This is a genomic window from Stenotrophomonas sp. 220_Sma, from assembly GCF_056487375.1.
In genome coordinates, this window is record NZ_CM151348.1 from 1,132,139 (window position 1) to 1,141,307 (window position 9,169).

At 66.6% G+C, this 9,169-nt stretch carries 10 protein-coding genes; 3 read left to right on the forward strand and 7 right to left on the reverse strand.

All coding sequences use genetic code 11. The features are described 5' to 3' along the window. Window positions 1–15 precede the first annotated feature (15 nt). From ACZLIB_RS05485 to purM, 3 genes are read right to left on the reverse strand one after another with little or no spacing between them, the layout of a single operon-like run. On the reverse strand, window positions 16–438 hold the full coding sequence (locus tag ACZLIB_RS05485) for a hypothetical protein (RefSeq protein WP_032130364.1): 423 nt from the start codon (window positions 436–438) through the stop codon (window positions 16–18). Continuing rightward, window positions 435–923 (reverse strand): hypothetical protein, encoded by a 489-nt coding sequence (locus ACZLIB_RS05490; protein WP_478469304.1) that lies wholly within the window; start codon window positions 921–923, stop codon window positions 435–437. Before ACZLIB_RS05490 ends, ACZLIB_RS05485 begins: the two co-directional genes overlap by 4 nt. A 22-nt stretch (window positions 924–945) precedes the next feature. Continuing rightward, the gene (gene purM, locus ACZLIB_RS05495) at window positions 946–2,004 is read right to left on the reverse strand and encodes a phosphoribosylformylglycinamidine cyclo-ligase (protein ID WP_100437458.1); all 1,059 of its coding nucleotides are present in this window, start codon (window positions 2,002–2,004) and stop codon (window positions 946–948) included. A gap of 99 nt (window positions 2,005–2,103) precedes the next feature. Here purM and ACZLIB_RS05500 point away from each other — a divergent pair, with 99 nt between their 5' ends. From ACZLIB_RS05500 to hda, 3 genes are read left to right on the forward strand one after another with little or no spacing between them, the layout of a single operon-like run. Next, window positions 2,104–3,243 (forward strand): DUF2066 domain-containing protein, encoded by a 1,140-nt coding sequence (locus ACZLIB_RS05500; RefSeq protein ID WP_329891433.1) that lies wholly within the window; start codon window positions 2,104–2,106, stop codon window positions 3,241–3,243. Beyond that, on the forward strand, window positions 3,240–4,409 hold the full coding sequence (locus tag ACZLIB_RS05505; protein ID WP_032130360.1) for an AI-2E family transporter: 1,170 nt from the start codon (window positions 3,240–3,242) through the stop codon (window positions 4,407–4,409). The genes ACZLIB_RS05500 and ACZLIB_RS05505 overlap by 4 nt, the downstream gene beginning before the upstream one ends. Beyond that, complete coding sequence (gene hda / locus ACZLIB_RS05510) at window positions 4,409–5,116, forward strand: DnaA regulatory inactivator Hda (protein ID WP_032130359.1); 708 nt, start codon at window positions 4,409–4,411, stop codon at window positions 5,114–5,116. The genes ACZLIB_RS05505 and hda overlap by 1 nt, the downstream gene beginning before the upstream one ends. Window positions 5,117–5,598: 482 nt before the next feature. Here the strand turns inward: hda and ACZLIB_RS05515 are convergent. The 4 genes from ACZLIB_RS05515 to ACZLIB_RS05530 form a co-directional block, all read right to left on the reverse strand. Continuing rightward, window positions 5,599–6,950 (reverse strand): IS3-like element ISStma2 family transposase gene (locus ACZLIB_RS05515; protein ID WP_132810585.1). Its coding sequence is split into 2 segments (ribosomal slippage): window positions 5,599–6,503 and window positions 6,503–6,950, totalling 1,353 coding nucleotides; the frame shifts between segments, so codons are not numbered across the junction. Between the two features lie 131 nt (window positions 6,951–7,081). Further along, window positions 7,082–7,792, reverse strand: coding sequence for an N-acetylmuramate alpha-1-phosphate uridylyltransferase MurU (murU, locus tag ACZLIB_RS05520; RefSeq protein ID WP_478469306.1), 711 nt, complete (start codon window positions 7,790–7,792; stop codon window positions 7,082–7,084). Then, a complete protein-coding gene (locus ACZLIB_RS05525; protein ID WP_478469307.1) occupies window positions 7,789–8,814 on the reverse strand; it encodes an aminoglycoside phosphotransferase family protein in 1,026 nt (341 codons plus the stop codon). The genes murU and ACZLIB_RS05525 overlap by 4 nt, the downstream gene beginning before the upstream one ends. Before the next feature lie 64 nt (window positions 8,815–8,878). Continuing rightward, a complete protein-coding gene (locus tag ACZLIB_RS05530; RefSeq protein ID WP_049398791.1) occupies window positions 8,879–9,148 on the reverse strand; it encodes a GlsB/YeaQ/YmgE family stress response membrane protein in 270 nt (89 codons plus the stop codon). Between the last annotated feature and the right edge of the window lie 21 nt (window positions 9,149–9,169).

Consider the following 9,169-nt stretch of genomic DNA (forward strand, 5'->3'; position numbering starts at 1 on the left):
CGTCTGCCGGCAGGTTCAGACACTGAGGTGGTCGCCGCGGTCGAACAGCGCGGCCATGTCAGGTTTGGACAGGAACACCCAGGCATAGGCGGCCAAGGCCATGCCCAGCGGGCCGGCCAGTACGCCCAGCCACGCCGCGCGCCGGCACCAGGCCAGCCCGGTGCGATGTGACAGCTGGCGCGCGGTATACAACTGCACGAACCCCAGCACGGCCGCCAGCACGGCGATGGACGCATAGACCGTGGTCAGCATCCAGGCATCGTCCAGCCCGCGCGAGTGGGCCACCCATCCGCTGAGGCCAAGGAACGCCACTGTGGCGAACCAATGGAAGCCGGCCAACGCGTAGAACAGCACTTTCAGCGTCTGCAGATGGCTGGTCAGCTGCAGCTGCGCCAGGGTCTGATGCGGCAGCGGCGGCGGATTGCCGGAGGCGGTCATGCGGGCGTGGCGGGAAGGTCGAAGGCGGCCTTCACCTGCGGGCGCAGCAGGGTGATCAGGCTGAACACCCCCAGCACCGTGCCGATGGGGGTGAACAGGCAGGCCAAGCCGGCCGCGATCAGGCACAGCAGGTAGCGGCGTCTCTGGGCCAGGCAGCGGCCGGCATAGGCAACGAACGCGCCCAGGCTGACGCCACCGAATACGGCGATGCAACCGATGAGGGTGAACATCCAGCCGAACAGGCGCTGCTCGGCCGGCGACGACGGCTGGCCGCCGGAATTCATCGGCAGGTTGCCGGTGAGCGCGGTGATGCCCAGCACGATGTGGATGATGAAGATCAGCGAGAACAGCACGATCAGGCCGCCGACCACGTAGTGCGCGATGGCCAGCATGCGCAGGTGGTCGGCATCCTGCGCGTTGAACACCGGTACCGTCGCCAGCGGCGGCGGCACGGGGGCGGGCGACAAGGGGGGCGTTGCGTCCATGCGGGCTCCTGGGTTGTCGGGATCAGGCGATGTGGACGCGCTCGGCGCCTTCGGCGGTGACCACCTGGCCGATGGTCCAGTGCTCCAGGCCCTGCGCCTTGACCGCATCGGATACCGCGGCCACCTGGTCCGGCGCCACGATCAGCACGAAGCCGATACCGCAGTTGAAGGTACGCCACATTTCGCTGTCGGCGACCGCGCCTTCCTTCTGCAGCCACTGGAACACCGGCGGCAGGGTCCAGGACGAGGCCTGGATGTCCAGGCCGAGGCCTTCGGGCACCACGCGGATGATGTTCTCGGTCAGGCCGCCACCGGTGATGTGGGCCATGCCGTGGATGGCCGCGCCGTGCGACTTCAGCAGCGACAGGATCGGCTTCACGTACAGGCGGGTCGGCGCCATCAGCGCATCGACCAGCTTCACGCCGCCTTCCAGCTCCAGCTCGGCCGGGCGGCCGGCGCGGTCGTAGATGCGGCGCACCAGCGAGTAGCCGTTGGAATGCGGGCCGGACGAAGCGATGCCGATCAGCACATCGCCGGCAGCCACGCTGGCGCCATCCTTCAGCTCGCTCTTCTCGACGGCGGCGACGGTGAAGCCGGCCAGGTCGTACTCGCCCGGGGCATACATGTCGGGCATTTCAGCGGTTTCGCCGCCGATCAGCGCGCAGCCGGCCTCGGTGCAGCCGTTGGCGATGCCGCCCACGACCGCCGCGGCGGTGTCGATGTCCAGCTTGCCGGTGGCGAAGTAGTCCAGGAAGAACAGCGGTTCGGCACCCTGCACCAGCACGTCGTTCACGCACATGGCGACCAGATCGATGCCGATCGTATCGTGGCGGTTCAGCTGGTGGGCCAGCTTCAGCTTGGTGCCCACGCCGTCGGTGCCCGACACCAGCACCGGCTCGCGGTACTTGTTGGACAGGTCGAACAGGGCGCCGAAGCCGCCCAGGCCGCCCATCACTTCCGGGCGGAAGCTGCGCTTGACCAGGGGCTTGATCCGCTCGACCAGTTCGTTGCCGGCGTCGATGTCGACACCCGCGTCACGGTAGGTGAGGGGGGAGGGGGCGGAAGACGGGGTGTTGGTCACGGGCGTCGGCGCTGGCAGGGGTTGAACGGGCGATTTTAACAGGCCGCATTGGCGCAAAGGCCGTATTCGGGCAACAATTCCCCCGGATACGTCGAGCCAATGGATGTCCTGATGCGCCGCAGCCTGATTCTGACCCTGCTCCTTGCGCTGAGCCTGCCGGTGGCCACGATGGCCCAGAGCGGCCTGCGCACCGAGGGTGATGTTGCCACCGCCACTGGCGCGTACGAGGCCGAAGTGCCCGTCAACAGCCAGGCCGAAGCCGACCGCAACGGTGCGCTGGCCCGCGCCTTGAGCGTTGTACTGGGCAAGTTGTCCGGCGATCGCAGCGTGATGTCGCGCCCTGGCGTGGCCCAGGCGCTGCGCAATGCCAAGGATTACGTGGCCAGCTACGACTACAAGCAGGACCAGAGCGTGAGCGCCAGTGGCGCCCCCAGCTTCCGCACCCTGCTGGTGGCCCGCTTCCGCGAGGACGATGTCGATTCGCTGGTGTCGGCGCTGGGCCTGCCGCTGTGGCCGCAGCCGCGGCCGAAGCCGGTGCTGTGGCTGGCCGTCGATGACGGCAGCGGTCCGCGCCTGGTCAGCGTGCAGCAGGCCAACGCCGCCCGCCCGTTGCTGAACCGCGCCATTGAACGCGGCTACAAGCTGGGCCTGCCCAGCGGTGGTGCCGCCGAACAGGCGCTGGCCGGTGCCATCTGGCGCCAGGACAGTGCCGCCGTGGCCCGTGCCTCTTCGCGCTACTCGCCGCCGATGCAGCTGATCGGCAAGCTGTACCGCGCCAACGGCGGCTGGCAGGCGGACTGGGTGTTCGTCGACAACGGCCGTGAGCTGAACAAGTGGACCAGCAAGGACGCCAACGCCATGCGCGCGATGGCCGCCGGTGCCGATGGTGCCGCCGATGCGCTGGTCAAGCGCTATGCCAAGGCCGGCGCGGCCGTCGGCCAGGCCGGCACCTATCGGGTGGTGGTCACCGGCATCAACAGTGCCGACGACTACCTGCGCCTGGCTGCCGGCCTGCGTGAGGTGCCGGTGGTGCGCAACGTCACCCCGCTGCACGCTTCGGCCGGCCAGCTGGAGCTGAGCCTGGAGATGACCACCGGCCTGGCCGGCTTCAACCGCATGCTGGGCGACAACGGCGTGCTGGTGCCGAGCGCACCGCTGCCGGCCCTGCCGGCGCCGATCGACGACACCACCGGTGCCCCGGTCGCTGCGCCGGTCAGCAACGAGTACCGCCTGCGATGAACCTGACCCCGGAAGCGGAAATCGCGCAGTTCCTGCGCCGCCTGAAGTACATCCTGTTCGCCGGCCTGATCGGCTGGGTGGTGTGGTTGCTGGCGCCGATCCTGACCCCGTTCGTGCTGGCGCTGGCGCTGGCCTGGCTGGGCGATCCGCTGGTGGACCGCATCGAGGCCACCGGCCGTTCGCGCATGACCGGCGTGGTGCTGGTGTTCGCGGCGATGGTGCTGGTGATCGTGGCGCTGCTGCTGGTGCTGGTGCCGATGATCGAGCGCCAGATCACCACCCTGATTGCGGTCGCGCCGCAGGCACAGGCGTGGCTGATGGAAAAGGGCATTCCCTGGTTCGAGCAGAAGACCGGCCTGGAAGTGATGCAGTGGCTGGACCCGGACCGCCTGATCGAATGGGTGCGCAGCCACTGGCAGCAGGCCGGCGGCTTTGCCACCACGTTCATGGGCTACGTCTCGCGTTCGGGCTTTGCGATGGTGACCTGGGTGGTCAACATCCTGCTGCTGCCGATCCTGGCGTTCTACTTCCTGCGTGACTGGGACAAGCTGGTCGAGCGCGTGGCGTCGGTGATTCCGCGCAACCAGATCGGCACCATCAGCGCATTGGCGCGTGAGTCCAACGAGGTGCTGGGCGCCTTCATCCGCGGTCAGTTCCTGGTGATGCTGGCGCTGGGTGTGATCTATGCCGGCGGCCTGTCGCTGGTCGGCCTCAAGCTGGGTCTGCTGATCGGCCTGATTGCCGGCCTGATCAGCTTCATTCCCTACCTGGGCGCGACCACCGGCATCCTGATGGCGGTGGTCGCCGCACTGGTGCAGGCACAGGGCTTCGACCTGAAGCTGCTGATCCTGGTCGGCGTGGTGTTCACCGTGGGCCAGCTGCTGGAAAGCTACGTACTGACCCCGCGCATCGTCGGCGACAAGATCGGCCTGCACCCGGTGGCAGTGATCTTCGCGGTGATGGCCGGCGGCCAGCTGTTCGGCTTCCTCGGCATGCTGCTGGCGCTGCCGGTGGCAGCGGTGACCAACGTGCTGCTGCGCTACGCGCACCAGCGTTATCGCCAGAGCGAGCTGTACGTGGGTGAGAAGCCGGCGATCGTGCTTGATGGCGTGGTCGATGCCCCCCATATCATCATTCCGAACGACAAGGGCCCCGACCTGAAGTGATGGGTGTGCCGCAACTGCCGCTGGCCCTGCATTACCCGCGGGACCAGCGCCTGGAGACCTTCATCGGCGCGCCGGACGGCGCGCTGGCGCAGCTGCGCGCGATCGCGGTGGGTGCCAGCCACGATTGGGTCTATCTGGAAGGTGCGGCGGGCACGGGCAAGACCCACCAGGCACTGGCGATGTGCTCCAGCGCCGAGCAGGCCGGGCGACTGCCGACCTACGTACCGCTGGCCAGCGCCGCCGGCCGCGTACGCGCGGCGTTGGATGGGCTGGAGGCGCGCGAGCTGGTGGCGCTGGACGGCCTGGACGAGGTGGCCGGCAACCGCGAGGACGAGATCGCGCTGTTCGATTTCCACAACCGCGCGCGCGCTGCGGGCGTGACCGTGCTGTACACGGCGCAGAAGGCGCCCGAAGAACTGGGCCTGGTACTGCCCGATCTGCGTTCGCGGCTGGGCCAGTGCGTGCGTGTGCTGCTGCAGCCGCTGGATGAGGAAGGACGGGCAGCGGTGCTGCGTGAGCGCGCGCTGCGGCGTGGGCTGGCGATCGACGAGGCCTCCATCGAGTGGCTGCTGTCGCATACCGGGCGCGAGCTGGGTGGCTTGATCACGCTGTTGGACTGGCTGGACCGCGAGTCGCTGGCGGCGAAGCGGCGGATCACCGTGCCGTTCCTGCGCCAGGTGCTGGAAGAAGGCCGGCCGCGTTACTGAGGGTGGGGTTTGCTTTGCAGGGCTGCGCCCTGCACCCGCAGAAGCAACGTCAACGTCAGAAGCTGGCTTCCTGAGGGGAGGCGGGGTGGCTCAGGTTGCGGGGGACGGCGCAAGTACGTCCATGTAGCCTCGGTCGCGCCATCCATGGCGCTCACGCCCCCGCAACCTGAGCCACCCCGCCTTCGACAGGTTCCCGCGATCTGCCGGGATTGCGTACTGCACTGCTGTTGGTGGGTGTCGACCTTGGTCGACACGTGTCTTGCTTGTGGTAGGTGACTCTTGCTTGTGGTGGGTGACGACCGTTGGTCGTCATCAGAGCAAGCGCAGCGAAGCGACCCGCTTTTGCTTTTCTTTTTCTTTTCCGTGGCTGGACGCCCACGGAAACTGTCATAGGCCGGGCGGGGTGGGTTCGCGGGGGTGTCCGCGGCATGGATGCCGCGGCCAAGCCCCCGGGTGAGGTGACCCCCGAGACTTGGACGGGGTCAGGCGGCCGATTGGGCCTGCTCCCGGTACTTTATCGGGCTCAGACCTTTCAGTTTCAGTTTGATGCGTTCTTCGTTGTAGTACTGGATGTATTCCACCAGCCCAGCCTCCAGACTCTCGAGGCTGTCAAAGCTGTTCAGGTAGAAGAACTCCGACTTCAGCGTTCCAAAGAAGCTCTCCATCGCCGCATTGTCCAGGCAGTTGCCGCGCCGGGACATGCTTTGCTTCAACGAGTGCTTTTCCAGCATGTGCCGGTAGTTTTCATGCTGGTACTGCCAGCCCTGGTCGGAGTGGATCATGGGGCGCTCATCCGGGGAAAGCTTCTTGATGGCCTCCTCCAGCATTTGACCCACCAGATCAAATACGGGCCGACGCTTGATCTGATAAGCCACGATTTCGCCGTTGTAGAGGTCCATGATCGGCGACAGGTACAGCTTCATACCCTGCACCTTGAACTCGGTCACGTCAGTCACCCACTTCTGGTTGGGCCGCTCGGCATGGAACTGGCGATTGAGGTCATTGCCAACCACAACATTGGCCGCCCCCTTGAAGGCCTGGTAGCGCTTCACACGCACCCGCGATTTCAGTCCCATCTCCCCCATCAGGCGCTGAACCCGCTTGTGATTGGTCCGATGACCCTGATTGGCTAATTCCAGCGTCACCGTGCGATAGCCATAGCGCCCTTGGCTTTGATCGTAGATTGCACGGATGCGCTCGCACAGGGCTGCCTCATCCTGATCCGGATGGGCCAGGACATGGTTCTGGTAATAGAACGTACTGCGTGACAGCTCAGCTGCTTCAAGCAGAAGCGACAGCGTATGAACCTGCCTCAATCCTTGGACGGCTTGCGCTTTGCGTCCTGCGCCGCCTGCTCTTCCCGGATCAAGGCATCGAGTTTTTTTAGGTAGTCGGTCTCCGCACGCAGATAGGCGACTTCCTTGAGCAGCTCATCGCGGCTCATATCTTCAGGCGGCTTGGACGAACGGGTCTTTTTCATCGGCTTTCGGGGCGGCGGCGGAGGGGGTGCCAACGCTTGGGCACCACCTTGAGCATACAGGCGCCGCCATCGTCCCACCGCGCCGGCATCGCCAATTTGAAAGTAGGTGGTGGCCTCCCGCCCGGACAAGCCGTCCTGGCTCATCTTCTCCAGGACAGCCAGTTTGAACGGGAGGTCATAGGACCGGGCCTGGCGATGAAATCCCCGCCTACCATGCAGCCGATAGGTCGCCACCCAGCGCCTGACCGTGGAGAACTCCAGGCCGTGGCGACGGGCAATGGCTTTGACCGATGTGGAGGTCTTGCAGGCCTCTTTGGCGACCTGCAGTTTGAAACGCGCGTCGTATTTGTTCATGTATCCCTCGGGGTTGGATCTGGTGTCCAACTCCCGGGGGTCACTTCAGGGACGGGTTCACGGCGTCCCCCGCGAACCCACCCCGCCCGGCCAAGCAGGGCTTTTGATTTGCGCGACCAACCACGAGGGGCTCAGCCGTTCGCGGCCAACTCAGCATCCAGCGCGCGCAGGCGATCTACCGTCCCGACATCGGTCCAGCGCCCGCGATGGTGCTGCCCCGTCATCAATCCCTGCGCCATGAAGTGCTTCTGCAGCGGCACCACCGAGAACTTCGGTGGGAGCCGCTCGCTGCCCGGTGCATCACCGATCACCGTGTGCCAGTCGGCCACGATGGAAGGGCGATACACGCCGATGCCGGCATAGGTCAGGCACGGTCCTTCGCGGTCGTGGTGCAGCAACCCCTGCGCATCGAGGCGGTAGTCACCGTTCGGGTGCTGAACCGGATTGTCGACCAGCACCAGATGCGCCTGGCCCTGCGGCTCGCGCGGCAGCGTGGCGAAATCGAAATCGGTCCAGATGTCGCCGTTCACGACCAGAAACGGGGCGTCGCCCAGCACCGGCAACGCGTTGAGGATGCCGCCGCCGGTTTCCAGCGGGGTCGGCCCTTCGTACAGGAAATGCAGTTGCAAGCCCCATTGGCTGCCATCGCCCAGCGTCGCTGGAAACTGTTCGGCCAGCCATGCGGTGTTGACCACTACCTCGCGCACGCCGAGTGCGGCCAGGCGTTCCAGGTGCCAGACGATCAGCGGTTTGCCGGCCACGTCCAGCAGCGGCTTGGGCGTGTGCAGGGTCAGCGGGCGCATGCGTTCGCCGAGGCCGGCAGCAAAGACCAGCGCCTTCATCGGGCCACGCGCATCGGTGCGGCCAGGTCGGTCAGCGCCGGCTTGATGCGGTGTTCCAGCAGCTGCTGCAGCGGTGCCAGCTCGCGGTAGCGCGGCAGCACTTCGTCCAGATAGTTGATGAAGCGCGGCGCGTCGTCGAGGTAATGGCCCTTGTTGTCGCGATAGCGCAGGCGGCAGAACAGGCCGAGGATCTTCACGTGGCGCTGGATGCCCATCCAGTCGGCATCGCGCAGGAAGGTGGCACGGTCGGGCACCGGCAGGCCGGCGTTGCGGGCGCGCTCGTGATACTGCGCCAGCCACTCGTCCACACGCTGCAGCGGCCAGCTCAGGAACGCGTCCTTGAACAAGCTCATCGCATCGTAGGCGATCGGGCCGCGCACCAGGTCCTGGAAATCCAGCACCGCGGGGCCGTCGTCGACCGGCATCAGGTTGCGCGGCATGTAGTCGCGATGGGTCATCAGCTGGGCCTGGCCCAGCGCGTTGTCCATCAAGCGGCGGTGCACCAGCTGCAGCCCTTCAATCTCGCCGCAGTCCAGTTCCAGGTTCAGGTGGCGCTGCAGGAACCATTCGTCGAACAGGCCGGCATCGCGCTGCAGCAGTGCTTCGCCGAACTGGCCGAAGTCGGCCGGCACCGGGATCGCCTGCAGGCGCAGCAGCTGTTCGATCGAACGGCCGAACCATTCATCGGCGTTGCGCTGGTCGAGGATCTTCGCCAGGGTCGGGCCGCCGAGATCTTCCAGCAGCAGGAAGCCGGCATCCAGATCCTGTGCCAGCAGCGCGGGCACACGCAGGCCGTTGTCATCCAGCAGGCCGCGCATGCGCAGCCACGGGCGCGGATCTTCCAGCCCCGGCGGGGCATCCATCACGATGTGGCTGCCGCGCGTGCTGGTGGTGCGCCAGTAGCTGCGCATGCCGGCATCGACCGAGGCGCGTTCGACCACCGCACTGGAATCATCGAGCTGGGTACGGGCCCACTGCAGGCGCTGCGCGCTGCGCTGGGGATCGGAGGCGGGTTCGGTCATGCAGGCATATCCGGGCGCGCCGGGCGCGCCTACGTCGGGAACAGGAAGGGAAGAGGGTGCGGGATCAGCGGCGACCGCTGAACAGACGCAGGACGGCCAGCACGGCCACCGCGCCCAGCACCGCACCGAGGAAGCCGGCCGGCTCACCGGGGGCGTACCAGCCCATGTACTGGCCGAACCACCCGGCCAGCAGCGCGCCGATGATGCCCAGCACGATGGTCAGCAGGCAGCCCATGCGGTTGTTGCCGGGCATGAAGAATCGCCCGAGCAGGCCGACGAAGAAGCCGACCAGGATGATGTAGAGCCAGCTGCTGCTGCCGAACAGACCATTCATGCGCGCGATTTCCACCAAGGG

What these genes read in the sequence shown, in the direction of transcription:
- ACZLIB_RS05485 (WP_032130364.1), bottom strand. Translation starts at nt 438, where the DNA reads ATGACCGCCTCCGGCAATCCGCCGCCGCTGCCGCATCAGACCCTGGCG.
- ACZLIB_RS05490 (WP_478469304.1), bottom strand. Translation starts at nt 923, where the DNA reads ATGGACGCAACGCCCCCCTTGTCGCCCGCCCCCGTGCCGCCGCCGCTG.
- ACZLIB_RS05500 (WP_329891433.1), top strand. Translation starts at nt 2,104, where the DNA reads ATGGATGTCCTGATGCGCCGCAGCCTGATTCTGACCCTGCTCCTTGCG.
- ACZLIB_RS05505 (WP_032130360.1), top strand. Translation starts at nt 3,240, where the DNA reads ATGAACCTGACCCCGGAAGCGGAAATCGCGCAGTTCCTGCGCCGCCTG.
- hda (WP_032130359.1), top strand. Translation starts at nt 4,409, where the DNA reads ATGGGTGTGCCGCAACTGCCGCTGGCCCTGCATTACCCGCGGGACCAG.
- murU (WP_478469306.1), bottom strand. Translation starts at nt 7,792, where the DNA reads ATGAAGGCGCTGGTCTTTGCTGCCGGCCTCGGCGAACGCATGCGCCCG.
- ACZLIB_RS05525 (WP_478469307.1), bottom strand. Translation starts at nt 8,814, where the DNA reads ATGACCGAACCCGCCTCCGATCCCCAGCGCAGCGCGCAGCGCCTGCAG.
- ACZLIB_RS05530 (WP_049398791.1), bottom strand. Translation starts at nt 9,148, where the DNA reads ATGAATGGTCTGTTCGGCAGCAGCAGCTGGCTCTACATCATCCTGGTC.